The following is a 26,395-nucleotide window of genomic DNA, read 5'->3' on the forward strand; positions in this document are numbered from 1 at the left end:
ATCCACACCCTTAGGACGTTAATAATTATTTTATATTGGCCATTTGTTGTTTGAAATAATTACCTACCTTTGCAGACCAAATTTGATGTAAGATGCCCAAAGTAAAGACTCATTCCCGGGCGAAAAAAACCTTTAAGGTGACCGGGAGCGGACAGATTAAGCGGTATAATGCCTTCAAAAGTCACCTGTTGACCAAGAAGTCTACCAAAAGAAAACGCCACCTGAGAGGTAGCAGCCTTGTTAGTTCAGCTAACCTGGACCTGGTAAAAAGAATGCTTGCTCTCAGATAATGAGATGTGGTGTTGTAATTAATTATTAACCTGATCAAAAAGCACTATAATGCCTCGTTCAGTAAATGCAGTTGCTTCCCGGGCCCGCAGGAAGAAAATATTAAAGCAGGCCAAAGGCTTCTACGGTAAAAGGAAAAATGTATATACCGTAGCCAAGAACGTATTGGAGAAAGGTCTCACATATAGCTATGTAGGCCGTAAACTGAAGAAAAGAAACTACCGTCAGCTGTGGATCGCACGTATCAACGCTGCTGCAAGAGCAGAAGGTATGACTTACTCTGAGTTTATCCATAAATTGTCTGAAAAGAATATCGACCTGAACAGGAAGGTATTGGCTGATCTGGCAATGAATGAACCAGCAACTTTCAAGAGCCTGATCGCTTCCGTTAAATAAGCGGATCGCGATTGCGAAAATAAATACTTTGTAGCCGGTGTTGAGTGCAATGCCGGCTATCTTGTTTTCAGGCGAGCCCACTTCCCAGATACTGACTACTTCTCCTGAAAGTGCGAATCCTGATGATAACATAGATATTTTGCGGCTAATGTTGGACGCAGGCAATTACCAGCTTTTCTCTGAAGAAGGATCCTTACAAACGCTTATAGCTTCCGTAAAATAGTTTTATCGCGGTTTAAAGATAAATATTCAAATGTAGACGGCTTCCGCTACATGATCGGATGACGATTATAAGATAAACACTTTGTAGCTGGACTTGAACGAAACACTGGCTATTTTGTTTTTAGGAAAGATCCCCACAAATGCTGACCCGCTTCCACTCATACTCGCATATACAGCTCCCTCGGTATATAACTTTTCTTTAATGGCTGCAAGCTCAGGATGTGCATCCAGTACAGGCGCTTCAAAATCGTTTGTAATAGTATGTTGCCATGTTTCCACCGGTTGCAGAATGTTTTCCCTTAATGATAATGTCGGCGCCTTTGGTATAATGCGGCTGAATGCCCAGCCCGTATTGATGTGAACGCCCGGGTATATCAATACAAATGACCAGGCGGAAAGATCCAGGTCAATAGGCGTCATGATCTCTCCTCGGCCGGTAGCATAACAGGCTTTGTTACGTATAAAGAAAGGACAATCACTTCCCAGTTGAGCGGCATAGATCAATAACTGCTCTTCCGTAATACCTAATTGAAAACGGTTGTTCAGCAACTGTAGCATAAAAGCCGCATCAGCAGATCCTCCGCCTAATCCGGCCCCGATAGGAATGTTTTTATGCAGATGAATGTCAACCTCCGGAAGGGTAGGGAAGTCCTGTTTTAGCAGGCGCCAGGCCTTCAGGCAGAGATTATCTGCACTGTTGCCCGGAACAGCAATACCGCTGGTAGCAAATTGCAGGCTACCGGGACTGATCACTTCCAGGGCATCTGTCAGCGGTAGCGGATAGAACACTGTTTCCAGTTCATGGAAGCCGTCAGGCCGTTTGTTGACCACATGCAGGCCCAGGTTGATCTTACAGTTCGGGAAGACGATCATGGTATAAAAAGCCATAAACCATAGGAGCGCTATGGTTTATGGATCGTTTATTTTGTAATAGTAAATGCAAGGATATTTATCAGCGGCTCTTACGGCTGTTGATCTCGTCGCGGATAGCGATGGCGCGGATGTAATCTTCCTGTTCCAGCACTTCCTGCAGCAGCTGCGTAAGCTCGTCCAGGTTCAGGATTTTGAGATCATCTTCCGCTCCTTTTTCATGTTCTGAGATAGTGGGAGTAACGGGTTTTACACCGCTTTTCTTACCGGCAGGATCGTCAAGCAGGATACCTGCGCTGTTAAGAATATTTTCGTAAGTAAAGATCGGACAGCCAAAACGTACAGCCAGCGCCAATGCATCGGAGGTGCGTGAGTCTATCTCTATGGTTTCTTCATTACTATAACAGATCAACTTAGAATAAAAAATTCCTTCCTGCAGGTTACTGATCACTACTTCATGCAGCTCTATATTAAAAGCATTCATAAAGTTTTTCATCAGATCATGTGTAAGTGGGCGGCTGGGTTGCATTTTTTCTAAGGCCACAGCGATAGCTTGTGCTTCAAACCCGCCAATTACAATAGGAAGACGGCGCAAACCGTTCACCTCTCCTAATACTACGGCGTAAGAATGTGTTTGCGTAATGCTGTGCGATAAAGCAACTATTTCCAGTTCTATTTTTCTCATATCTGTCCTGCGTTGTCGCTGAATATTTTATAAGAACGTGAAGTTAGAAAAAATATTCCTTATCTAAAAAACAGATAATAAGTAAGCGCCAGTTGGCGGCTTACTTACTTCAATTGTTTTATGGCAGCAGTCAATTTCGGAACTACCTCGAAGGCATCCCCTACGATACCATAATCAGCTGCTTTAAAGAAAGGCGCTTCGGGGTCTTTATTGATGACCACGATCACTTTACTTCCGTTCACCCCGGCCAGATGCTGGATAGCGCCGGAAATACCGATTGCGATATATAAATTGGGACGTACGGTCAATCCTGTTTGTCCTACGTGCTCATGATGCGGGCGCCAGCCGGTGTCTGCCACAGGTCTGGAGCATGCGGTGGCTGCTCCCAGTGATTTTGCCAGATCTTCCACCAGCCCCCAGTTTTCCGGTCCTTTAAGGCCCCGGCCGCCGCTTACCACAATATCCGCTTCTGTGAGCGGTACCTCTCCACTTACTGTTTCCACGCTGCTGACCTTCACTTTAAAATCAGCATCGCTGATGGCAGGAGAGAAGGCTGTTACAGCCGCTTTTGCATCTGTTGGTTCCAGTGCGAAGGTATTAGGCATAATGGCGATCACCTTCGCTGCGGAGTTAATATTAACGTTGGCAAATGCCTTGCCGGAAAATACGCTTTTCTTTACCACAAAACCATTGCTGGTGTCTGGAAGTGATACAGCTCCGGATACAAAGCCGGCCTTCAGGCGGGCAGCTACACGGGGCGCTATTGCCTTGCCGTCAAAGTTATGTCCGAATATCACTACCTGCGCACCTTCTGATGTTACCGCTTCAGCAATGATCTTAGTAAATACTGTTCCTTCCACTTCATTCAGGCGGGCATCTGCAACATGCAGTACTTTGGCTGCGCCATAATTGCCCAATGCCTCCAGCTCTTCGTTAGCTGCTGTACCCAGCACCAGTGCGGTGGCTGTAGTGCCCAGTTGCTGTGCTACTTTTGCACCATATTGTACTGCTTCGAAAGCTACTTTTTTTATCTTGCCGTGCGCCTGATCTGCGAATATTAAAACTGACATGTGTTGACGTAGAATTTAAATACTTAAAAATGGAGCTTAAAAGAGAGGTTGTTGCATGCAGTTCAGCGATCAGATCACTTTTGCTTCGTCATGCAGTAATTTCACCAGTTCATCCACATTATCGGGGCTGATGAGTTTCACACCTGCTTTTGCCGGTGGTAATTCAAAACTGCTGACGGTGGTCAGTGCATCTGCTGCAACAGGTTCTACTACTGCCAGCGGCTTGGTGCGGGCTGCCATGATACCACGCATACCGGGGATACGTTGTTCTGCCATTCCTTTCTGGCAGGATACAACAACAGGCAGTGTTACTTTTACAACCTCTTCTCCGCCTTCTATTTCACGGTTGATCGTTGCTTCAGTGCCGTTTAGCTCAAATTTTGCTGCGATAGACACATAGGGAAGATCCAGCAGTTCAGCTACCATACCTCCAATGGCTGCGCCGTTATAATCGATGGTTTCCTTTCCTGTAAAGATCAGGTCATAGGCCTGTTTGCGGGCATGTTCCGCGATCTGTGTGGCGATATAGAAACTATCCTGGCTGTCTGTGTTAACACGGTATGCCTCATCTCCGCCCAATGCCAGCGCTTTGCGGATGATTGGCTCCGTATCGGGGCCGCCAACGGTGATGAGGTGTACGGTGGCTCCCAGGGTTTCTTTCAATTCCAAAGCGCGGACAAGGGCATACCATTCATCGTAGGGGTTGATGATGAACTGTACACCCGCTTCATTGAATTTCGTGTTGTTGTCTGTGAAAGCTATTTTTGCAGTCGTGTCCGGAGTTTTACTGATACAAACTAAAATCTTCATGGCCTAAACTGTTTTGTTTTTAAAAGCGGTATGAGCAAATATATTTAAATAATGGATAGAATAGCCAGGATAAAGGAATTTCTTAAAGACAGCCCGAATGACAGCTTTCTTAAGCATGCGCTGGCCCTTGAATATATCAAAATCGGCGATGATAGCGCCGCCAGGTCACTGTTTGAAGAGCTGCTGGCATATGAACCAGGTTATGTAGGCTCCTATTATCACCTGGGGCGCCTGCTGGAACGGGCCGGCCTTCCGCAGGAAGCCATTGCCGTATTTGAGAAAGGCATGCAGATGGCCAAAGAAGCCAATGACAGGCACGCGTATAACGAACTACAGGCTGCATTGGATGATCTCATTTAACAACCACTACATGAATTTACTCGAAGGGTTTATTGCTTATATAGAAAAGGAGCAGCTGTTCACACGTGATCACTCAATGCTGCTGGCCGTCAGCGGGGGAGTGGACTCCGTAGTCATGGCCCATCTTTTCAGGGCCGCGGGATTTAATATCTCCATCGCTCATTGTAACTTTCAGCTGAGAGGAGACGAATCCATCCGGGACGAGGTTTTCGTGGAAAACCTGGCAGACAGTCTGCAGGCATCCTTTTACAGGAAACGCTTCGATACCCTGGGCTATAGTTCGGCACATCGTGTATCCATCCAGGTAGCAGCCCGTCAGCTGCGTTATGAATGGCTGGAACAGACTATGGTGAAGGCCGGCTGTGATTTTATCGTAACGGCTCATCATATGCAGGATAGCGCAGAAACAGTACTGATGAACCTCTGCAAAGGTACCGGTATTGCTGGTCTTCACGGCATTCTACCAAAACAGGCATACCTGGTGCGCCCCCTGTTGTTTGCCCGGAAAGCAGAACTGCAGGCTTATGCTGACGAACATAATATTGACTTCGTGGAAGACAGCTCCAATATTACGACCAAATATACACGTAATTTTTTCAGACATAAGGTGATTCCCGTCATACAGGAAGCCTATCCTGGTGTGGTTGGCAATATCGCAGGCAGCATAGCGCGTTTCCGCGAAGCGGAAATACTATACGCACAGGCGGTTGAGAAACATATCAAAAGGCTGGTGGAGGAGAAGGGGAACATGTACATGATACCAGTGCTGAAACTGCAGAAAACAATTCCTATGGAAACTGTTGCCTGGGAAATATTCAGGCAATATGGCTGTACACCCGCACAATTGCCACAGGTACTGGAATTGCTGAACAGCAGCTCCGGGAAACTGGTAGAGACAGGCTCGCACCGTATTATACGCGACAGGCAATGGTTACTTGTTACACGGCTGGCGGAAGAAGAAGCGCCGGTTATTGTGATTGAAAAAGATCGTACTGCTGTAGCCACAGCAAGTGGTGTACTCAGACTGAAAACAAACGAAAGGAAAGAGACAACCATTATTCCTGCGGCTTCCAATATCGCCTGCCTGGACAGGCATTCGTTGCAGTATCCTTTAATACTTAGAAAATGGAAACAGGGAGACTATTTCTATCCTTTAGGTATGCGAAAGAAAAAGAAGTTAAGCCGCTTTTTTATCGATCAGAAATTGTCGCTGCCGCAGAAAGAGAATACCTGGGTACTCGAATCGGCAAAGCGGGTAGTATGGGTAGTAGGATTGCGGATAGATGACAGGTTTAAGATCACTGATCAGACAAAAGAACTCCTGACGATAGAATGGGAAGCCCTGTAAAGGCTTCCCTTTTATTTGAAATTATTGATGAGGCTATTGAACTCGGGAAAGGAATGTTTCTTCAGACAGAAATCATAAAAATGTTGCGCTGAAGAAAGATACTCCTCATACGTAAATGGTTTTACCATGTAAGACAATGCTCCCAGTTGTTTGCACTCGTGCATTTCTATCACATTTAGTGAAGAAGAGAAAATAATTACAGGAATGTCTTTATAGGCGAGCTGGCTTTTCAGTTCCCGCAAGGTTTGTGTACCACTGAGACGTGGCATATTGAGATCAAGTACCACAAGAGAAGGCATAACGCCTGCGCTTGCATGTGTATTAGCAAGGTATTCCAGTGCCTTCTCTCCATCTTCTACCAGGAGGGGCACCTCCGGCAGATTAATCGCATTAAAGGCATCCTGCATGATGAAACGATCCTCCATGTCATCATCTGCCAGTAATATCTTCACAATACTCTCCATAACTAATAAATTCTTTCTTTAGATAAAAAACTAATGTCCCGCTATGCCACCAGTGGTAAGGTCAGAATGAACTTTGCACCTCTTCCCGGTGTACTGCTGGCGGTAATGGACCCGTTGTGCAGATCTGCGATCTTCTTGCACATAGCCAGTCCTATACCGGTGCCTGCATATTTTTCGCGGGAGTGTAACCGTTGGAATAAGCTGAACATTTTATCCAGGTATTTTTCTTCAAATCCCACCCCGTTATCTTCAAAAATCAATTGTATCTGTGTTTCTCTCATTGCTGCATACACTTTCACTTCAGGTAGACGCTGTTCGTCGGAGAACTTGAGCGCATTGGACAGGATATTGTGAAACAACTGGCGCATCTGCATCGGATATACCGATAACACAGGCAGAGGCGCCACATCTATGCGTGCACATTTTGCTTTGATGGCTACATCCAGATCCTTCATGGCTTCAGCAGCAAGTACATTCATATCTGTTTTCACCAGGTGCAGGCTCTCCCTGTATATCCTCGAAAAGTTCAGCAGATCATGGATCAGCCGCGTCATTCGCTGACTGGCGCCTATCATATTGCCCAGAAAAAGCTTTCCCCTGTCGTCTATCAGTTCTGTATAATACCTGCTCAGGTAGTCGCTGTAGTAAACGATCTTTCGCAGTGGCTCCTGTAAGTCGTGTGATGCCGCATAGGCAAACTGTTCCAGTTCCTGGTTGCTGCGGTTCAGTTCTCTGATCTTTTCTTCCAGCAGCAACTTTGTTTCCTGCAGTTCTTTATTGTCCCTCAATGTCTGTTCCATGACCTTTTGTGCATGAATGTCTACCAGGGAGCCTATCCAGTACAATGTTTCTCCGTTCTCATTGATCATCGGCGCCAGGGAAAGCAGGTGCCAGATATATTCCTGCGTTGCATAATTCTTCAGTTCTATTTCCCTCCTCAGTGGTTTGTTTGCCGTCCGGTGCATGTACCAGTGTTCCCATGCGCGGGCAAAGATCTCCTCGCGGACCACCAGGCGCCATTTACTTTCGTTCAGTTCACTGATATCATAACCCGTAAACGATTTCATCCAGCTGTTAGCGTAAAGAACCTGACCCTCGTCGTTCAGGCTGAATATCATCAACGGAAGGGCATTGGTTACTTCCCTGTACTGTGTTTCACTTTCCTTTAGCTTTTCGGCCAGTTCCAGCAGCTGTTTGTTCTTACGTTTTATCTCGTCGTACGGAGATAAAGGCAATTCCACGCTGAAAGCGGATATCCATTGCCGGATCCTGCCGTTATTGATCTTCTGTATCCCAGGGATCCTGTATTCCAGCATGATCTCAATCCCTTTGTCTTCACGTTCGAGAGAGAACCGATCAACGAGTCTCCTGGCATACACCAGGTTCTCGTTGATCTTCTCTGTAAGATTCGGATTCCCGTCCAGCACCTGTGCAACGAGATACTGTTCCGGTTCCTTTATATCACTTCTGATAGCCAGTATAAGAACGGCATTGTATCCATACTCTATGACATGTCTTGACACCTCAGACACGGCAGTTGCAAAGGTGGTCTGTGATGCAAGGGATAGTCCGGCCAGCTCTCCGAGTTTCATGATGCGTTTATGCACCAGTACCAGGTCCATATCAGTTTCCAGCGTGATCCGGGTTATTTCCTGCATTGCGGCTATTTTACTTTAACAATTACTATCGACTATCATCAGTCATGATGCCTTTATGCACCAATACCGGATCCATACCAGTTTCCAGCGTGATCTGTGTTTATCGCTATTTCACTTTAACAATTACTATCGACATATCATCAGTCATGATGCCTTTATGCACCAATACCGGATCCATACCAGTTTCCAGCGTGATCTGTGTTTATCGCTACTTCACTTTAACAATTACTATCGACATATCATCAGTCTTACGTGCATTATCCTTATAGATAGCGGCAGCCAGTACTGACATATCATACCTGAAAATGGCCGGATACTTCATCATGTCCCAGCGGGTCCTTATCCCATCGGAGCACAGAATGAGCACCTGATCTTTTCCCTGCATATGAGCTGTTTCCTGTTCGTTTATAGTACGGGGCATGTTATGTCCTATGATACCATTGTACGGAAGATAGGTCCTGGATGTGGCAGCTGTCAGCATACGTGCATGTATATTTCCCACTCCACAGATCTTCCATGTCTGGGTTTTATTACTATAAACTGCTATAGTGCCTACAAGGCCGCGGGTACGTTTTACATCGTCATGCATCTGGCGTAGTACTTCGCCCAGGTCGGAGAGCATACAGTAGCGAAAAGAATGGACAGCAGCAGCAACGGCTTTATTCGCTTCCACGCCATGACCCAGTCCATCTCCCAGGAAAACCCTTATGCCGGCCCTGTCAGAGCGAACATAATAGTCATCACCGCATACCCTTTCTCCCGGTTTTGCAATGAGTAGGGTCCTGATCTCAGCACCGGGTTTGGGGGGATATTGTTCTGCCGGTTTGATAAAGAACCTTGATACCAGTATAGTACCCCAGCCCTTTACAGAATAGATCTGAAGGAAGTCTGACAGACGTTTGACGGCTCCCAGTCCGTGGCCGAGCGTTTTGGCAGTTGATATTCCATCCTGCATCATTCTGGCCAGATCTGTAATACCGGGACCACTATCTATGGCCAGGATCTCTATAGCTGGCTGGGGAGTATCGGTAAGCATCACCAGTACTTCTCCGCCTCCTGCATGTTTGATGATATTGGATCCTATTTCAGCAACGACGATATCGATCTCGGCCACTCTCTTGTCTGTCAGTCCGCATTGTATTGAAAGACGGTGCACCTCACGTTTCAGAATGGCCAGATAGCTTCTGTCATCTAAACTGAAACTGATATGCCGTCCGGTTACCCATTCTTCCATTTAGTGATTGTGATGGTAGTTCCTTTACCCACCGTACTTTTAATATCAAAATCGTTCACCAGACGCCTGGCTCCCGGTAGTCCCAATCCAAGGCTTTTACCGGTAGAGAAGCCATCTTTCATGGCCTTGTCTATATCGGGTATACCCGGACCTGTATCTGAAAAGGTGACGCGCACCCCATTTTGTCGCTGGCCGTTTACTATTTCAATGAGCACTGCACCACCTCCGGCGTAACGGAGCATATTCCTGGAAAGTTCACTGGCGGCAGTGATCAGTTTTGTCTGATTGACAAGGCTCATGCCGATTTTGACAGCAAACTCTTTCAACCTGTTTCTGAAGACCACCATATCCAGTTCCTTCGCTATACGCATATTGTCACTGGAGAGTACTATCATCTTCAATTTCTTCTTCTTCGGTGATCTGTATTTTTTTCTGCAGGAGTTCCATGCCTTTTTCGACATTCAGCGCTGTCTGCACACCCTTCAATGGTAAACCCAGTTCTACCAACGTTATAGCTACAGCAGGCTGCATGCCAACTATCACTGTTTCAGCATCCAGTATCTTGCTCATGCCGGCTATATTCCCCAGTATGCGGCCCATAAAAGAGTCGACTATGGAAACAGATGAAATATCTATCAACACGCCTTTGGCGCCTGTTTTACTTACCGCCTGCACCAGGTCTGATTCCAGGCCGAGTGCAAGCCGGTCATACAAATCCACCTGAATGGCCACCATGAGAAAATGACCAATTTTAAGAATCGGTATTTTATCCATCAATGCCTGCTTTTGTTTTTACAATTGGTCTTCTGACCTCCAGCTGCAGCAGCGAAAAGGCATGCCTTAACGCGCTGGCGAGGGTTGCTTTCGTAACAATACCAGAGAGGTCTATACCGAGGTGAACGACAGTCTGAGCTATTTCAGGACGGATACCGCTGATGATACACTCTGCACCCATCAGCCGGGTAGCGCTTACAGTTTTTAGGAGGTGCTGTGCAACGAGAGAATCCACAGCGGGCACACCTGAAATATCCAGGATTGCAATGCTGCTGGATGTAGCAACAATTTCCTGCAACAGGTTTTCCATTACTACCTGTGTACGGGCGCTGTCCAGTGTACCAATGATAGGCATGGCTACAATGCCATCCCATACGCGGATAACAGGAGTGGAGATCTCCGCTATTTCATCAGTCTGGCGCAGAATGACTTCTTCTCTCCCTTTAATGAAAGTTTCAAAAGTAACAATACCAAGGCTGTCGATCAGTTTACTCACTTTCATGCTCTCGTCAAGCAGCTGAACAGGATCATTTTTGATCTCCTGCTGGAGTACGTTGAGCAGGGCATCTTTCAGGCTAAAAACAAAGGTGCCGGTCTCCCTGGGAGAATAGCCCATTTTAGCACGGGAACGGGAAATAGTTTCCAGGACTTCATACAGTGGTTCGAAAGATGCAGATTGTACATCTTCCAGGTTGTCATTGCTTAAAGTTTGTAATAAAACATTTACAAGTTCTTCTGACTGTACTGACAGTTCTTCGTTCGACATAAGGTCTTCCCGTAGAGAAAAATCCACTAATTGATTCTTCATCCACAATTCGAGAATCTGCTTTTTCCTTTTCTGTAAAATTTTAGCTGTGTCTAGCTTCATGCGTGTGGCTTGTTTTGCTGTATTGGTACAAATTGTCCATTGTACCTCTGGCAAAAAGCAAACCGGAAAAGGATGAAGCTGTTATCTCATCTATAGCCGTGCATCAGCTGATCAAGAAAAATTAAACCAATCCTTGGTTCAAATATTAACGGGAAAAGGATGCCAAATACTGCACCCCATAGGTGGGCATCATGATTAATACCGTCATGACTGCCACGGCGGGAGAGATAAATCGTATAGCCGAGATATACTATACCGTAAAGGATTGCAGGCATGGGAATAAAGAACACCAGGATCTTAGCCCAGGGCTGAAAAAGAATAGCCGCAAATACTACTGCTGAAACAGCGCCTGATGCGCCAATAGTCCTGTAACCACTATTGTTCCTATGCTTGAGATAAGTGGGAATATCTGAAAGAATGAGTGCCAGTACATAAAACAGCAGATAATATAACTTGCCGTTGAATACGAGGAGAAACATCTTTTCAATGAAGCTACCAAAGAAAAAGAGGGTGAACATATTGAAGCCAAGATGCATAAAATCCGCATGTACAAATCCGGATGTGATGAACCTGTAGTACTGATTCTTTTCTTTTACCATGTACGGCCACATGCTCAGGTCATCTATACGCCGGTCATTGTTAAATGATGTAATAGAAATGATGCAGGTGAGAATGATGATCGCTATGCTGATTGTCATGTCCAGTTCCATTCTAACGAATAGTTTAATTGATGAGAATGTAATTATACTGATTTTTTACTGATGATGATATTTCTCCCTGTTCAATACGGTATAAGCCCTGTAAAGTTGTTCGGTCATGATAAGTCTGACCAGCTGGTGAGGGAAGGTGAGGGGAGAGAGCGATAATTTGAACTGTGCTCTTTCGAGTACGCTGGCATCGAGTCCGAAGGCGCCTCCGATCAGGAAAATGACCTGTCTTGTAGCAGCATTCGCCCTTTGTTGAAGAAAATCAGCCAGTTGCAGTGTCGTCTGCAGTTTACCATATTCATCAAGGGCAACAAGATAATCCTGCGGCTGGAGCATATCCAGGATCATTTTACCTTCCTGTTTCTTTAATTCAGGAATGGAGAGACTGGCCGCCTGTTTTACCGTGGGTATCAGTTTCAGCTCAAAATCTACATAATGCTGCAAACGCTTTTGAAAAACAGCGATGCCATCCTTTATGTAAGGGTCGTTTTCCTTTCCGATACTCCAGAGTTGTATTTTCACCTTTAGGCTTATTTTTGATAAATGTCCCGTCCACTAAGCGGCTGGTAAATGTACGTAACCCGCTGCTTATGAATCAAACAAAAAAAATATTTAAAATATTTGGCGATTACGGAAATATTCATACCTTTGCAATCCCAATCACGGGAATGGCTTCGTAGCTCAACTGAATAGAGCATCTGACTACGGATCAGAAGGTTTCTGGTTTGAATCCAGACGAGGTCACAAAAAAAGCTTCACTTCATGTGGGGCTTTTTTTTGCACTGGTTACATTGAATAAAGCATCCAGATCCTGGATCAAGCGCATTCGGGATCAAGTTGAAAACCTGGGGAGCAAAGCTACGCCTACCCACTTTAACGAGGAAATAACTCATAGCAGGATAATTCGCGCTTTCGCGCAAAGGAGAATATTTCAGCTGTGCAAACAAAACCCAACGAGAAAGAGACCCTTGGCAAACGTGAAGACGTTTTTTACGTAAGCAGCAATTCCTTCACCGTTTGCTTCTCGGGCAGACTTACCACCGACACTCTGACTTTACCGCCTGCAGGCAGCGCAGTGGCTTTATAATGCCAATCTACTCCGTTCCAGCCTAAAACTGCCAGCCCGCTCTCTTTAACAACACCGGCAGCGTCTACTACCGTTACCTCCACTTCTGCTACACGGAACTCATTTTTGGCAGTCACTACAACCTCCTCATTTTCTAATCTGATACTTTGGACCTCAGGACTGCGGTAAGCATCCTTCACTGCTACATTATAGGCATTTTGTCCTGGCCCTGCCAGCGATGCATAGTAGGCTTTCACCTCCGGATCGGCCAACGCCCGCTGCGCACGTGCCGAAGCTATGCTCATCTTAAGCCTTGCTTCTAACTGCTTTTGTGTAGGCTTTTTCTTTGAAGGGCCGCGTTTCGTCGCCATAATAATCTGCCCATTCCGTTCGTAGATCGTGAATTGTTTGCCGAGGGTGCCCCGTACAAGTTTCAGGAGAACATTGTCTGTAACAATGGCCATGAAAAGGTTTTTTGAGGTTAATAGTTACAAGTGTACTGTTCGTATACCTCGAATATACCTATTATTTATTAAATGGTCACTAAAATAGTATTAAAAGGTTACCTTGATATTACTTCAATATCGTAATGATATATAGATACCCTTTTTATGTCCTTTAAATGTCGTCTTAATACCCTTTTAGTAAGTTCATCGCAAGTCATAGGTAGTACTTCGGTACCGAAGAAAGGAGGAACCACGCCTGGGAGGTCTTTCATTTTGATATGCGGATTCCGAATTGTTAAAGCCATTCGGTTCAGGATGGAGATGCGAGGGGAGGGGAAATTAGAATTTGGTCGTATGAAGATTTTCTTTTTTATGTGTCGTGTTTCTCATGTAAGCAGATCCTTTTAAGGCATTCCATAGGACTCAAAATAGATTGAAAATCTTTTTGGTCATTTCAATTTTTTCTCTACATTTGCAATCCCAATCACGGGAATGGCTCCGTAGCTCAACTGAATAGAGCATCTGACTACGGATCAGAAGGTTTCTGGTTTGAATCCAGACGGAGTCACAAAAGGGGATAATTACATACGTAGTTATCCCCTTTTTATTTTATGTTGAAACTATCGCCAGGCCTGCATTTCCGTATTTTATTTCCAATTCACACACACGCCCCAACGTAATAGGAAGCATGCGTTTCGGGTTTCAATGTGAGCAAGCCTGGCTTAGTTTATCGATGCAGGAACATTATCCTATCGTTTTATCACTGTAACCCCCCGCCGAAATTTCCCACTGGTTCCCGTCACCTTCAAAAAGTACATACCTGGCGGCAGTCCCGACAAATCAATCCTATCTCCACTCACTATCGGTGAGACAGTCAACCTAGCCTGTCCATCCATGCCAAACAACTCTGCGGTATATATATCCGTAGTATCCGCCTGGATCATTACTGTAATAAAATCCACGGTCGGATTAGGGCTAACCTTCACCGCACCGTTCGACGTCGTACCGGCGGGGCCATTGAACAAATAATGATATGCATCAGAGAACGGACTGACACAGCCGTCCTGGGTAACCTGTACCAGATAGTAACCCTCCGTAACCGGCTTATATGTGGGGGCGACAGCGCCGTTAATAACAGCCCTTGGGCTGTCTGTGTACCATTGGTTGCCCACGCCTGCGGATGAAACCATACCTGCCGTGGCACTCCAGGAGATGGACGGTTTGTCCGGAATAGGACGAACCGTCACGAGCAGGGCATCCGATGGTTCCGATGTACTGGTAGCAGTCGTGTAAGTACCCCCGTTGTGCACCATCAGCGACTCATTATTGGCGCCAGGAATGGCTAGCCCATTTTCATACCATTGATTGGAATAAGGGAGGGAAGACACCAATAGAACGCTGTCTCCCTTACAAAAAGCGGCATCTCCAACTGCCTTTATCGAAGGACGCTGGCCTCCACTGTTCAATAGCACCGAAAAACCTAAATCGCTGCCATAGCCGCTCATAACAAGGTCCGCCTTTCCATCTCCGTCCATATCCGCTACATTCAGGACACTTGACCACATCCTTGAAGGATTCCAGAAATTATCGGCAAAGGAGATATTCCCGGGAGTGCTGGTGTTCCTTGCAACCCCGACCGTTAAATCATAGGCATTACTTACGACCATATCCGGTTTTCCATCCCCATCAACATCCCCGGCTACACCAGTTTGAATGACCTTTGGAAGTGCAGTCTCGTTTACGTCGAATGAAATAGTACTGCCCGTACCTGTATTACGACAGGTAGTCCTAAAACCAAAGTTGGCGCCATCCCCATTAGCGATCAATAGATCGAGCTTTTCATCGCCGTCCAGATCAGCAACGGAAACGCGGATAGGATCATGCTCATACTCAGGGGTGAAAAGAGGTATTCTTGTAAAGTTGGGCATCCCGACCGAACTGGTGTTTTCCAGAATTGAAAAAGGATGGCTGGAAAAATAATCACCGCTGTTTACCAAATCGATTTTACCGTCGTTATTAAAGTCGCCACAGGCGGCAATTGCCCCGAAAGGAAAATCCTGCTGGGGTAAAAAGGATGTTACCCCGATGCTGCTGTTGTTCAGCAGAACGCCGGAAGCGCCCTGTCCCTGAACAAGGATATCCGGCCGACCGTCTCCATCCACATCTGCAACGGTCAGGGCAAAGGCATTGTACACCGCTTCGAATTTAACCTCATCTTCAAAACTGATCTGCCCGGGCGTACTCGTATTCCGCAGCACGCCGATATAACAGAGGTCATTCACAATATAATCTACTGCAACGATATCCATCCGCCCATCCCCGTCTATATCCGCTGCGGTTATAGGCCCTACAAAGCTACCGCCGGCATAGGGAGACGTGATATGGTAATGCTGCTCCGGAGCAAATGAGAGATCTCCCGGCGAGCTCGTATTTCTCTTGATTGAAACAGTACTGCTGAGCGATTCTCCAGCTACATCCATTTTCCCATCTCCGTCAAAATCTGCCAGGGTACTATTCCAGGATTGGTAGTCATCGTTAAAATGCTGCATAGACACAAATGTATTGCTGTCGATGGCAACTGTCTTACTATACAGCGGTGTGAAAAATCCCTGGGAAACAGCCTGAAGACCATTACCGGTATTGATGACCGTTATCGGACCGAATTGGGCTCCCGCGGGGACAATCACCGTCAGAGAGTTGGCCGAAGCATCACTAACCTGAGCCCTGTAAGCCCCAAAATAAACGACATTATTGGCCGCTGTGGTATTAAAATTCAAGCCCTGAACGACAACCGTTGTCCCTGTTGAACCGGACACCGGGCTAAATGAACTGATCACAGGTGGAGGACCGGTTATAAATTTGAATCCGTTCAGACTGGCCGACCCGCCGATTGTCCTGACCGTAACCGCACCGGTTGAACCTGCGGCGACCACGGCGCTGATCGAGGTGGGCGACACCACTGAAAAAGAGCCAGCTGGCAAAGGCCCGAAAGAAACATTCGTGGCGGTCGCCAGATTCTCACCCGTAATTATTACAGTATCTCCATTCTTTGCTGAAGAAGGTGTAAACGACGAAATAACCGGCGGCAGGATGAAAGTAAATCCTGCTTTTGTTCCGGTGCCATAAAGCGTCGACACTGCTACATCGCCCGTGGCGCCGCTATCTACAAGGGCTGTGATGCTGGTGGGCGACACGACAGTGAAAGATGCTGCAGGCCGGCCACCAAAACTGACACCGGTGCAGCCAGTGAAATTATAGCCCGTAATGGATATAGAAGCACTCACAAAACCTATATTGGGAGTGAATGAACTTACGACAGGTGGGCCGGCAAAGACAAAATTATCGGCACTATCCGTCCCCACACCGTTAGTAATTGTAATATGCCCCGATACGCCTCCTCCCACAACGGCTGTTATGCTTGTATCACCGTCCACAACAAACGAGGTGCAAGGCATTCCCCCGAAATCGACCCGGGACGTTCCGGTAAAATTCGATCCTTTGATCGATACGGTTTGTCCCTGGGCGGCCGTAGCCGGAGAGAACGAACTTATATGAGGATAGGGTATCCGGTTCCTGAAGATAGATATACCGTTGGCAACCATATTGCTTGCTACGATATCGGGTAGATTGTCGCCGTCCAGGTCTCCTACCTGCAGGGTGCCAGGAGTATACACATAATAGAAGTAGGGGTTGACAAATGAGATCGTACCGCTGGTAGAATTGTTCTGGTAAAGATAAACGCCGAATTGGGTAGCGCTGACCAGGTCAGGTTTCCCGTCGCCGCTGAGATCTCCGATGCTAACGAATCTTGTTGGATAAGGCTGATAAAGATCGATACCATCCGCCAGCGCAATGCTTCCGGAATTGCCCGTGCTTCGGTACAGGTGAAGCAAACTATTGGTATTGTCGGACACGGCAAGGTCATTTTTACCGTCTCCATCGAGATCGCCAATGGCAACATTGTCGGGCGCTCCGCTTACACTTGCGTTTTGCATAGTGGCAAACGACAAGCTACCCTGACTACTGGTATTTCGTAGAATGGAAATGGTCTTACTCAAATCGTTGGCAGTTACCAGATCGGGACGATTGTCTCCGTCGAGGTCCCCGATAGACACGAATTTTGGGCCAACATCCGTCCGTACATCGATCGCAGGTGCAAACGAAATCGTCCCGGAGACACTGGTATTCCTTAAAAGCGAAACAGTACCGGCCAAATAGTTGCTGGCGGCCAGATCGGGCCTGCCGTCTCCGTCCAGATCGCCCACGCTGACGCTGAATGTGCCGTTTCCCGTGGCAAACTGAATACCTGCCGCAAAGGATATCGCTCCGACGCTGCTGGTATTCCTGAATACAGAAGCAGTGTAACTTAAGTTATTAGCGACGATGAGCTCAGGTTTTCCATCTCCGTCAAGATCGGCAGCAGTAATGGAATAGGCCCCCGAGTTCGCGGGCAACGCTAAGTTAAATTTAGCAGCAAAAGCCAGCTTCCCATTTCCACCGCTATTCTGCAATATCGTGACCGAAGAAGCATCGCCGGTATCATAGTTAGCCGTGGCCACATCCGTACGTCCATCCCCGTTAAAGTCGGCAATCACCACTGAATAGGGTATCGGCCCGGTTGGGATATCGACTGCCGGAGCAAATGAGAGCGCCGAGAAAACGTTTGCGTGAGAGGGAAAGGTCGCCATGAAAGGCTGTGCCGAAAAGGCGGTAAGGCCATTCGTCACAACAGTGATCGGCTGATAGGTGGCGCCACCAGGAACGCTAACGGAAAGCTGTGTGCTACTGGCATTCAACACCTGCGCTCTGACCGCACCAAAGCTGACAATATTTTCCGAGGCAACTGAACCAAAATTTGAACCCGTGATAGTGACGATTGTTCCGGCAGGACCAGATGCAGGAGAAAAGCTGGCGATAACAGGTTTTTGGGCGCTGGCAAAAGCCAAAAACAAGGTACAGGGTATGAGAGTAATGCAATGTTTAACAATGCTACTTACCGCGTTGTAAAAAGTCATAGGGCGGGTTGGGATTTTAGCGGAATATACAATTTTCCTTAGAAGCTTGGCTCAGAAATTAATTAGCAAACCTATGTATTTCTTTTACTTTCGCTTTTTGCAAAAGCTGTAGGGTATCTATATGCACCGTACAATGGTGGCTAAAGCATAGTGTCTCCGAATAGCTATCATCAACGGGGGCGTATTTCCATCTAAAACCCTACTTCCGCCTGAAAGCTAACCTTCTCTTTTTTCTCGGGATGTAGAAACTCGATATCAGCAGCATGCAGATACATCCTCTCTGCCGCCGTTCCATACAGATCATCCCCAACAATTGGTGCATTCAGCCCAAGTTCATGCGCTGAGTGCATACGCAACTGATGCGTTCTCCCTGTCAGCGGCCAGAAATCAACCCTGGTCATCGATTCATATCTCTTCACTACTTTCCACTTCGTAATGCTTTTCTTCCCCGTTGTAAAGCAAACCAGCTGCCTTGGCCGGTTAAACACATCAGCGCTGAGTGGAAGATTGATCTCGCCTTCCGACTGATCAATTACTTTTGATAACAGAGCTGTATAACGTTTGCTGACGGTACGCTTCAAAAATTGCTGTTGAATATACCTGTGCGCCTCCGGCGTTTTGGCAACCACCAGCAATCCTGAAGTGTCCATATCCAGCCGGTGAACAATAAGCGGCTCAGTACCGCCCAATACGTCTTTTAACCTGGTATAGACTGAATCCCGGACATTCACGCCCGGAACAGAACGTAATCCGGATGGTTTGTTGACTACCACCAGACAGTCATCTTCGTACACTATTTCAAGCCCGCTGTCTTGTTTCGGGGCATATAAAAGCGGATTTTCATCCACCGCCATTCCTTCAAGCATATGCTCCAGGATAGGCTTGCATTTACCCGTACACGCCGGATAGAAATGCTTATGTTGCCTGATCTCGGATTTAGGTGCAGCACCCCACCAGAATTCGCCCATGGCAATAGGTTGATAGCCATGGGCAAATGCAAATTGTAACAGTTTGGGAATAGCACATTCACCCGCGGCGGAGGGTGGTTTGCCAAAAGGAGTCTGCCTGAAAATTTCGTATAAGCTCTTACTTTTACCGTCTTTGTTCAAAAACACATATTGATCGAAAAGCTGTTGCTGCAAGGCAGCTGATCTTTCCTTACGCTCATTTTTTAAGGCTTCAATACGGGCCTCAAACTGAGCCAGGCTTGTCTGCTTTTCTACCAGCAGCCGTTCCCACTTATTAGTAAGCGTTTTAAGCTGATGCTTATCATACAAGCTCTGTTTAACAAGTTCTGCTTCCGCAACAGCATATTCCTGCTCATTCAGGCTGCTCTTCAGTTGTTCGCGAAGCCGCTTCCTGTGGTCTTTATTGCGCTTCAATTGTTGTCTGAATGCTGCAATTTCCTGCCGGGATTCAGCGGAAAGCTGCTCAATGTCCTGACTCAGACATTGATAGCTTTCATTGGAGGAGATCTCACTCACCTGAGCATTGATGCTGTTGATGATCTCTACCTCTTTAAGAAAGAAACTATTTTCAACCAGCATATCGAAGACAGGCGGCACGAATTTCGGATGATCATTTGAGCCTGCCAGTTTTCCCGAAAAGGCGGAGAGATAACCCAGTTTTCCTTGAGCACAACGTACTACCAGCACGCCAAACATTTTCCCAATGGCCATCCCGCCCTGGTCGGCATCCAGGCCAAAATTGTGCTCAAGGTCAGTTTGAGTTTCCAGGTATTGTTGCAGCTCAGCAGCTGCCATTCTTGTTAAAGGATGTGGCTCGTAATAAAATGGAAAAGTAAACCGCTCAGGTAATGCTATCTGCTGTATCGATTCCTCCAAAAAATAAGACACCTTACTTCCACTATTGTCTCCCAAGGGCGTTGGCATTATTTCGGGCGCAAAGTTACCATTTCCGCTGGAAAAGATGTAAGAAAATAGGCTCCTTTTCCCCTTTTCCAATGAGTAAAATTTCTATTTTGACAGGAAGAAATCCATCAGATCTTTTTGAACCTGGGCGGTGTTTTCCTGTACCACCCAATGCCCGGAGCCTTTGATATTGGAACCTTGTACATGCTCTGCAACCAATTTGCAATGATCTACCAGGAAGCCAGCGCCGAAATATTCGCCACCCATAGCCAGCAATGGCATTTTCAGTTTGGTCTTCATAAATACCTTATTGTCCTTTGCGTCCTGGTCAAAGGCGCCGAACCAATGAAAGGCACCCGTTGTTCCACCTTTTACTGCATACGCCCTTACAAATTCATTGGTTTCCTCAGTCGTGAACGCATCTTTTACGTGACCGACTACCGGCCAGAAGTTGGTAAGAAATAAACGCTCTCTTCCCGCCACTAATTCGCCGGAAGCCGGAAAGGAAAAGAAACCAAACCACCAGGCAGCACCTTTCACCTGACTCCAGACAGGCTCAACGCCGGGAAGCAATGCATCCATCAATGCCAGTTTGTTTACTTCGTTTGAAAACTGCGCTGCATAAGCGTAGGCCACCATCAGCCCAATGTCGTGTCCGGCCAGGTTAATGTGGTCGTAACCCAGCTGCTTTACCACCCCGTGGATGTAGGCCGCCATCGTTTTTTTATCGTAACCACTGTCAGGTTTGCCCGATTCACCCAGGCCCGGAAGATCAGGTGCTATTACGGTAAAATGTTTGGAGAACTCGGGCAACAGCCGGTTCCACATATACCAGTTCTGTCCAAAGCCATGCAATAGAACAAGCGGTTCACCCGATCCGCCGATCACATAGTGAATATCAATGCCGTTTACTTTCGCATAAGCATGTTTGAAATTGGCTGGTGGAGCAGCCGGCTGAATAGTTGAACTATCTTTGGTGCGTTCTGTCGTAGTGAAGGCCGCTGTTTTTGTTTCCTGGGGTGCATTGTTGCAGGCTGCCAGTAAACAGGTGGCAGTAAGAAGCGCAGGTATCAATTTTTTCATCATAATAATTGCTTTGAATGTTGGGTAAAATGTATGATTATGGTAGTTTATTAAGCCAGTCCAGAATGTAGTCAGCATCCTCTTTCCAGGTAGGTTGACCCAGCACGAAATGATTTCTGCTCTTGAACTCCTTATAATTCGTGATGGAATTACTGTGTTTGTATTTTTGATAATTCTTATAATTCAACGAAGCAGGTATGGTGTTGTCATCACTGCCGGAAGTCAATAGCAAGGGAGCATGCGGATTTTCAAAGTTTATCCTGGCCGCATGGGTGATGGTATCTCTTACTATCAGCTTCGATTCCGGAATGGCAAACTGATAATAGGCCTCTTTCTGTGCATCACAGTCCATTCCATTGGTAAAAGCGTATTTCCATTGGTTGAACGACATCAGAAAGGATTGCCTTACAGAAGTAAAAAATCCAAGCGGGCCCAAGCCGGCTTTTAAAAAAGACAGTTTGAATGTGATAATCCCCTGTGGTGGTACCGAGTGAATGGCAACTCCCGAAAACCCCAATCCTCTCTGCAGCAGAAGCTGAACTATAAGCCCGCCGATAGAATGGCCGATCAATATGGGCTTTTCAGGAAGCTGCCTTATAATATTATCATAGTGATCCGTCAATACCGCAAGTCGGTTGGATGCAATATCTTTGTTGGGATGGCTGTTACGCAATACTTCGGCTGAAGCATTTTTGTGCGGCCAGGGAGGCGCGATGGTTCGGTATCCCTTATTTTCAAAATATGCCTTCCATTCATCCCAGCAACTGTGATGAACAAATGCGCCGGTAATAAAAACGACTGTTTTTGGATGCGTTTTTCCCATAAGTAACAATTATGGTTACCCCATGCCAATTGCAATGCCCTATTCGTAAGTACATGAAGTTCAATTGTTTCATTGAAGGAGTATAGAGGCCGACCGTGATATTTCACGGATTGGTTAACAGCCACCGTGAAATGTCGCGGTTATGATTTAAAATTCAATTAAGAGTGTTTCCCGCATGACTAGACCTGTTATATATGCTTTTTTCATTATGATGATGGCTGCCCCGGCTTTGGCACAGCAATTGTCAACAAGGTCACCCGGCGAATTGCGGCAACTGTTGCAGGAAAGTAAACTGGATAGTAACCGGATCCTGATACTGCATGCTTTGGGTAGAACATACCTTGATCAGGTATACAGTAACAAAAAGCAGCATTCAATGGATACTGCCATTGAGATTTTTAATCATGCAGTCAGACTGAGTGATACACTTCAATTAAAGCACCTTCGATATGAAAGCATGGAGCTGGAAGGACAAGCCTACCTTACCAGAGGCAATTCAGTAGAAGGGAAAAAACGTTTTTTTGAACTGGCAGCCATTTATCATTTAAAGGGTGACATTGGCAGGGAAGCCCGAGCCTGGTGCTTGTTAGCCCTGAGAATGAACCATGAAAGGGAAAATCAGCCTGATATTGAGGCTTTTTTTGATAAGGCTATCACATTATACAAACAGGCTCATAACATCAAAGGGGAGGCAGAGGTCCGGGCATATCTGGCTGATTATCTATTTCAATCAAATATGCCCTCAAAGGCGGAAAATGAATTGCTGCTTGCATTGGACCTGCTTCACCAGGTAAGAGCTACCAACGTTAGCAGGGTCTACTATCTTCTTTCCGTTGTCAACAGGTACCGTGGGTCTTATGAAAAATCATTGCTATACGCAACGGAATGTGTTGAAAATGCGGAACGCTACCAGGACCTTGCGCCTATTGACATACCTTATGGAGAACTGGCCCTGGTGTATGATGAATTGGGTCGTGCTGAAGAGAGTTGCCAATGGTACCGGAAAACGCTCAACGAAAGATTGGCACAAAAAGACGACAGAGTGATTGTATTCAGGACCGCAGGGTTTCTTATCCGCCAATTGATAAAATTAAAGAAAAGCAGAAATGCCCTTGCTTTGATGGATAGCCTGGCCACTGCAACTCCTCCCCAGGGGCAGTTTGAAAAGGCAATTGTTGCGCAGAACTTTGCCTGTTGCTTTGATGCACTGAAGCAATATGCGGAAGCAGAAAGATACTTTCTTGCAATGACGGCGTCTCTCAGGGATGCCCCCTGGGATCAGGAACTGATTTCCATTGGTAACATGGATGCGGGAAGGTTCTATTTGCAGCGCGGTCAGTTTAAGAAAGCGCATGTTTATTTGGATACTGCGCTGGCATATAGCAGGGATGCCCGGCTGTTAGATCAAAGAGCGTTGTTGCAAATGTTGTTCACCGCAGACTCTGCGCTCGGGAATTATTCCACCGCCATTAAATACCTGCAGCGATGCCAGTTTATCAACGATTCAATTTACAATGAAAGGAAAAGCAGGCAGATTGAAGAATTGACTATACAATATGAAACGCAAAAGAAAGAACAAAACATCCGGCTGCTGGAAAAGGAAAGACGGTTACAGCAAAACGAATTAATAAAAGAGCAAAATACAAAACGCTGGATCGTTGGAGTGACCCTGTTACTTGTCGTTATAACTGGGTTACTTGTAAACTATTCACGTTTAAAACAACGGACGAATAGGAAATTGCGGATCCAGCAACGACAAATTGAAAAGAAAAACGATTCTTTGCAACATTTGGTAGAGGAGAAGGAATGGTTAGTAAAGGAAATCCATCACCGGGTAAAAAACAATTTTCAGATAGTAATGGCGCTATTGCGTACACAGGCAGCATATTTGCAGGGATCCGAAGCCATACAGGCAGTTACAGAAAGCCAGCAACGGATTCAGGCCATGTCATTGGTGCATCAGAAACTGTATCAATCAGATAATCTATCAGCCATCAACATGGCCGATTACATCCATGAATTGATAGATTGTCTGAAAGATAGCTTTCATACAGGATATACAATCCGTTTCAACCTGCAAATTGAGCCGGTAAAATTGGATGTCTCGCATTGTGTTCCACTTGGACTTATATTGAACGAAGCTGTCACCAACGCTATTAAGCACGCTTTCCCAGGTAAGAAGGAAGGTGTTATTCATATTTCATTAAAAAGCATATCGCACAATCATTTTCTGCTTTCTATAAAAGACAATGGAACTGGCCTGCCTGCAACATTCGACAGTGCCAGACAGACCTCCATGGGTATGAAATTGATGCGGGGGCTTAGTGGTGATCTTGATGCAACATTCCAGGTAAACAATAATGGAGGCACAGAAATACTGCTTGACTTTGCAAGTGAAGCGTAATAAAACCACTGAATATGAAAGAACAGATCCTCATAGTAGAAGACCAGTTTGTCGAGGCGGATTATCTACGCCTGTTGCTGGAGCAGGCCGGTTACGGCATTACAGGTATTGCCCGCTCGGTTCCGCAGGCCCGGGAAATGATAAAGGACAAAAAGCCTGATTTCGTTCTTTTAGATATTTTTCTAAAAGGGAAACAAACCGGGATCGATCTTGCAAAGCTGCTGGCTGCTGATAATATTCCTTTTGTATACTTGTCAGCCAATTCAGGTGAAGATCTGCTGAATGCAGCCAAGCAAACGCAGCCCTACGGTTTTCTGGTGAAACCATTCAGGGAGAAAGACCTGCTGGTAGCACTTGAAATTGCCAGATACCGTCATGCACATAGTATTGAAGCGCGGTACCATAAGGAAACTGAGTTGCGCAAACACTTAAAAACAATTATAAAGAGCGCCGGTACCTGGTCGGAAAAATTGCTGAGAATAGCGACGGCCCTGCAGTCGTATATTCCTTTTGACTTCCTCGCAGCCGGGTTCGATAATATTAAAGACCCTTTCTTTAAAGGCATGTGCTTTTTAAGAATTGGTTTTGATGAATACCAGATGATTGGCCTGCACGAATTGTCCACCATTACGGGAAAGCCAACGAAAGAATTGATTGCGCTGCAGTCACAGGTTCCGGGGGATGAAATAGCCGCATTTTATGATGATATCGCCTTTTATCATATTTGCCGGCAGCCATCTTTAAGGAAATTATTTGCCGACACATTCCAGTTAAGATCGCATTTGGAAATGCCCATGCGTTTGATGGACCGAACGCCTTTCAGTTTTTGTTTATATAACAGAAGACCGGATGCCTATACTGCAGAACAGCTGGAGCTTTTTGAAAGAATCCAGTTTTCATTGATTCAAACCATTGAAAGCTTACTGCAGGATGAAATTAGTGAAGAGGCAAAATTGCAGCAACGGGAAACCCAAAAGCAGTTTAATGGTATCGTTGGTAAAAGTCACCTCCTGTTGAATGTATTTGATCACATTTCGCAGGTGGCGCCTTCAGACACTTCTGTTCTTATATTGGGAGAAAGTGGAACAGGCAAAGAAAAAATTGCCGATTGCATACATCATTTATCGCCCCGGAAGGGAAAGCCATTTGTTAAATTGAACTGTGCCACATTGCCTGCCACCCTGATTGAAGCCGAGTTGTTCGGTCACGAAAAAGGGGCTTTTACCGGTGCGCATGAGAAAAGGATCGGAAAATTTGAAAGAGCAGACAAAGGAACCCTCTTCCTTGATGAAGTGGGTGAAATGCCGGTTGAATTGCAGGTGAAATTATTGAGGGTCCTGCAGGAGAAGGAAATTGAAAGAATAGGTGGAAGAGATACCATAAAAGTAGATGTTCGCATTGTTGCGGCTACGAATAAAAACCTGGAGAAGGAGGTGGCTGAGGGGCGTTTTCGACTGGACCTGTATTACCGTTTGAATGTTTTCCCGATTGCCCTGCCCGCTCTGCGCGAGCGTAAGGAGGATATTCCAGCATTGGCTTATCATTTTATGAATCATTATAGCCATAAGGCAGGAAAGAAGATCAGTAGCATAGCTGAAAATGTACTCAGAAAAATGATGGCTTACAACTGGCCAGGTAATATCCGTGAACTCGAACATTTGATAGAAAGAAGTGTGTTGCTTACCAAAGGAACCGTCATTGAAGATATACTACTGCCGACAGTTGATAGTAAGAACATAATAGCTGAAGGGCAGGAGGCGGCTATGAAAACGATCGTTGAAAATGAAAGAGATTATATCATCTCGGTGCTGCGGAAATGTAATGGAAGAATATGGGGGGAGGGAGCTGCTGCCGACATACTGAATATTAATCCTTCTACCTTAAAGTCAAAAATGAAAAAGCTCGGGATAAAAAAGGAGTATATTAAATAGTA

General features: G+C 46.0%; 23 protein-coding genes and 2 tRNA genes. 8 read left to right on the forward strand and 17 right to left on the reverse strand.

From position 1 onward, the window contains the following. The first annotated feature begins 92 nt into the window (after positions 1 to 92). Complete coding sequence (rpmI, locus tag BLR32_RS26630; RefSeq protein ID WP_089788140.1) at positions 93 to 290, forward strand: 50S ribosomal protein L35; 198 nt, start codon at positions 93 to 95, stop codon at positions 288 to 290. 49 nt (positions 291 to 339) lie between these two features. Then, positions 340 to 684: a 50S ribosomal protein L20 gene (gene rplT, locus BLR32_RS26635; protein ID WP_089836384.1), complete on the forward strand. Its 345-nt coding sequence runs from the start codon at positions 340 to 342 to the stop codon at positions 682 to 684. 288 nt (positions 685 to 972) lie between these two features. Here the strand turns inward: rplT and ispE are convergent, their stop codons facing one another. The 4 genes from ispE to BLR32_RS26655 all read right to left on the reverse strand — a co-directional run bounded on the left by ispE (position 973) and on the right by BLR32_RS26655 (position 4,341). Further along, positions 973 to 1,794 carry a 4-(cytidine 5'-diphospho)-2-C-methyl-D-erythritol kinase gene (gene ispE, locus BLR32_RS26640; protein ID WP_245705527.1) on the reverse strand — a complete coding sequence of 274 codons (822 nt, stop codon included), beginning with the start codon at positions 1,792 to 1,794 and terminating at the stop codon, positions 973 to 975. A gap of 64 nt (positions 1,795 to 1,858) precedes the next feature. Further along, entirely contained in the window at positions 1,859 to 2,461 is a 603-nt protein-coding gene (locus BLR32_RS26645; protein ID WP_089836388.1) for a bifunctional nuclease family protein, read from the reverse strand. 104 nt (positions 2,462 to 2,565) lie between these two features. Continuing rightward, a complete protein-coding gene (locus tag BLR32_RS26650; protein WP_089836390.1) occupies positions 2,566 to 3,531 on the reverse strand; it encodes an electron transfer flavoprotein subunit alpha/FixB family protein in 966 nt (321 codons plus the stop codon). Positions 3,532 to 3,600: 69 nt separating this feature from the next. Further along, complete coding sequence (locus tag BLR32_RS26655) at positions 3,601 to 4,341, reverse strand: electron transfer flavoprotein subunit beta/FixA family protein (RefSeq protein WP_089836392.1); 741 nt, start codon at positions 4,339 to 4,341, stop codon at positions 3,601 to 3,603. 51 nt (positions 4,342 to 4,392) lie between these two features. On the opposite strand from BLR32_RS26655, the gene BLR32_RS26660 reads away from it, so the two are divergent. Next, positions 4,393 to 4,701: a tetratricopeptide repeat protein gene (locus BLR32_RS26660; RefSeq protein ID WP_089836394.1), complete on the forward strand. Its 309-nt coding sequence runs from the start codon at positions 4,393 to 4,395 to the stop codon at positions 4,699 to 4,701. 10 nt (positions 4,702 to 4,711) lie between these two features. Further along, positions 4,712 to 6,049 (forward strand): tRNA lysidine(34) synthetase TilS, encoded by a 1,338-nt coding sequence (gene tilS / locus BLR32_RS26665; protein ID WP_089836395.1) that lies wholly within the window; start codon positions 4,712 to 4,714, stop codon positions 6,047 to 6,049. 11 nt (positions 6,050 to 6,060) lie between these two features. Here tilS and BLR32_RS26670 read toward each other — a convergent pair whose 3' ends face one another. The 8 genes from BLR32_RS26670 to BLR32_RS26705 form a co-directional block, all read right to left on the reverse strand. After that, on the reverse strand, positions 6,061 to 6,513 hold the full coding sequence (locus BLR32_RS26670; protein ID WP_089836397.1) for a response regulator: 453 nt from the start codon (positions 6,511 to 6,513) through the stop codon (positions 6,061 to 6,063). A gap of 41 nt (positions 6,514 to 6,554) precedes the next feature. After that, the gene (locus tag BLR32_RS26675; RefSeq protein WP_089836399.1) at positions 6,555 to 8,171 is read right to left on the reverse strand and encodes a sensor histidine kinase; all 1,617 of its coding nucleotides are present in this window, start codon (positions 8,169 to 8,171) and stop codon (positions 6,555 to 6,557) included. 208 nt (positions 8,172 to 8,379) lie between these two features. Next, positions 8,380 to 9,405: an ATP-binding SpoIIE family protein phosphatase gene (locus BLR32_RS26680; protein WP_089836401.1), complete on the reverse strand. Its 1,026-nt coding sequence runs from the start codon at positions 9,403 to 9,405 to the stop codon at positions 8,380 to 8,382. Next, complete coding sequence (locus BLR32_RS26685; protein WP_089836403.1) at positions 9,390 to 9,800, reverse strand: anti-sigma regulatory factor; 411 nt, start codon at positions 9,798 to 9,800, stop codon at positions 9,390 to 9,392. The genes BLR32_RS26680 and BLR32_RS26685 overlap by 16 nt, the downstream gene beginning before the upstream one ends. Further along, positions 9,781 to 10,179, reverse strand: coding sequence for an STAS domain-containing protein (locus tag BLR32_RS26690; RefSeq protein WP_089836405.1), 399 nt, complete (start codon positions 10,177 to 10,179; stop codon positions 9,781 to 9,783). The genes BLR32_RS26685 and BLR32_RS26690 overlap by 20 nt, the downstream gene beginning before the upstream one ends. Further along, positions 10,172 to 11,047 carry an STAS domain-containing protein gene (locus BLR32_RS26695; protein WP_089836407.1) on the reverse strand — a complete coding sequence of 292 codons (876 nt, stop codon included), beginning with the start codon at positions 11,045 to 11,047 and terminating at the stop codon, positions 10,172 to 10,174. The genes BLR32_RS26690 and BLR32_RS26695 overlap by 8 nt, the downstream gene beginning before the upstream one ends. 86 nt (positions 11,048 to 11,133) lie before the next feature. Further along, entirely contained in the window at positions 11,134 to 11,757 is a 624-nt protein-coding gene (locus BLR32_RS26700; protein ID WP_245705528.1) for a rhomboid family intramembrane serine protease, read from the reverse strand. A gap of 45 nt (positions 11,758 to 11,802) precedes the next feature. Further along, entirely contained in the window at positions 11,803 to 12,276 is a 474-nt protein-coding gene (locus tag BLR32_RS26705) for a 23S rRNA (pseudouridine(1915)-N(3))-methyltransferase RlmH (RefSeq protein WP_089836409.1), read from the reverse strand. Positions 12,277 to 12,424: 148 nt separating this feature from the next. Here BLR32_RS26705 and BLR32_RS26710 point away from each other — a divergent pair. Continuing rightward, positions 12,425 to 12,498 (forward strand) — tRNA-Arg (locus tag BLR32_RS26710). Positions 12,499 to 12,744: 246 nt separating this feature from the next. On the opposite strand, the gene BLR32_RS26715 is transcribed toward BLR32_RS26710, so the two are convergent. Then, complete coding sequence (locus tag BLR32_RS26715) at positions 12,745 to 13,284, reverse strand: hypothetical protein (RefSeq protein ID WP_089836411.1); 540 nt, start codon at positions 13,282 to 13,284, stop codon at positions 12,745 to 12,747. Positions 13,285 to 13,760: 476 nt separating this feature from the next. Here BLR32_RS26715 and BLR32_RS26720 point away from each other — a divergent pair. Further along, positions 13,761 to 13,834 (forward strand) — tRNA-Arg (locus BLR32_RS26720). Positions 13,835 to 14,015: 181 nt separating this feature from the next. Here BLR32_RS26720 and BLR32_RS26725 read toward each other — a convergent pair. From BLR32_RS26725 to BLR32_RS26740, 4 genes are all read right to left on the reverse strand, one after another. Beyond that, positions 14,016 to 18,281, reverse strand: a complete 4,266-nt coding sequence (locus tag BLR32_RS26725; protein WP_089836413.1) for an FG-GAP-like repeat-containing protein — start codon at positions 18,279 to 18,281, stop codon at positions 14,016 to 14,018. Between the two features lie 191 nt (positions 18,282 to 18,472). Next, positions 18,473 to 20,173: an RluA family pseudouridine synthase gene (locus BLR32_RS26730; RefSeq protein ID WP_089836653.1), complete on the reverse strand. Its 1,701-nt coding sequence runs from the start codon at positions 20,171 to 20,173 to the stop codon at positions 18,473 to 18,475. Positions 20,174 to 20,257: 84 nt separating this feature from the next. Next, positions 20,258 to 21,238 carry an alpha/beta fold hydrolase gene (locus BLR32_RS26735; protein ID WP_245705529.1) on the reverse strand — a complete coding sequence of 327 codons (981 nt, stop codon included), beginning with the start codon at positions 21,236 to 21,238 and terminating at the stop codon, positions 20,258 to 20,260. A 34-nt stretch (positions 21,239 to 21,272) separates the two neighbouring features. Further along, positions 21,273 to 22,058 (reverse strand): alpha/beta hydrolase, encoded by a 786-nt coding sequence (locus BLR32_RS26740; RefSeq protein ID WP_089836414.1) that lies wholly within the window; start codon positions 22,056 to 22,058, stop codon positions 21,273 to 21,275. A gap of 175 nt (positions 22,059 to 22,233) precedes the next feature. Between BLR32_RS26740 and BLR32_RS26745 the strand changes: the two genes are divergently transcribed. Continuing rightward, positions 22,234 to 24,462 carry a tetratricopeptide repeat-containing sensor histidine kinase gene (locus tag BLR32_RS26745; protein WP_089836416.1) on the forward strand — a complete coding sequence of 743 codons (2,229 nt, stop codon included), beginning with the start codon at positions 22,234 to 22,236 and terminating at the stop codon, positions 24,460 to 24,462. Between the two features lie 14 nt (positions 24,463 to 24,476). Further along, positions 24,477 to 26,393: a sigma 54-interacting response regulator gene (locus BLR32_RS26750; protein ID WP_089836418.1), complete on the forward strand. Its 1,917-nt coding sequence runs from the start codon at positions 24,477 to 24,479 to the stop codon at positions 26,391 to 26,393. The last annotated feature ends 2 nt before the right edge of the window (positions 26,394 to 26,395 follow it).

Origin of the sequence: Chitinophaga filiformis (genome assembly GCF_900102545.1) — a bacterium.
GTDB lineage: Bacteria > Bacteroidota > Bacteroidia > Chitinophagales > Chitinophagaceae > Chitinophaga > Chitinophaga filiformis.